The 380-nt window shown below is 63.4% G+C and carries 1 protein-coding gene; it reads left to right on the forward strand.

Annotation, left to right across the window (positions count from 1 at the left end; all coding sequences use genetic code 11):
- Positions 1–328, forward strand: a 328-nt coding sequence (locus EOD07_RS37470) for an alpha-glucosidase C-terminal domain-containing protein (protein ID WP_127238568.1), incomplete at its 5' end; no start/stop codon positions are given.
- Positions 329–380 lie beyond the last annotated feature (52 nt).

Below are 380 nucleotides of genomic sequence, written 5' to 3' on the forward strand. Positions count from 1 at the left end.
TCTGGCGCAAGCGGTCAATGTCCAGCAGGGCGACGAGGCTTCGCTGCTCGAGCACTACCGGCGCTTTCTCACCTTCCGGCGTGCCCATCCGGCGCTCGCCAAGGGCGACATCACCTTCATCGAAAGTGAGGGCGACACCGTCGCCTTCACGCGCCGCGCAGGCAACGAGCAGATCGTCTGCGTCTTCAATCTGGGAGCCGGGCCGGCCAAGGTTGACCTTGGCGGCCGATCGCTGCAACCTCTGCCCGGGCACGGATTTTCGGGGCAGGCGAACAGCGGTTCCATCGAGCTTGGCGGCTACGGCGCCTGGTTCGGGCGTCTCGACTGAATTCCAATCACTGGAGGAAACCAAATGGCCGATGTCACGCTAAGACAAGTGA

The organism is Mesorhizobium sp. M2C.T.Ca.TU.002.02.1.1 (assembly GCF_003997225.1).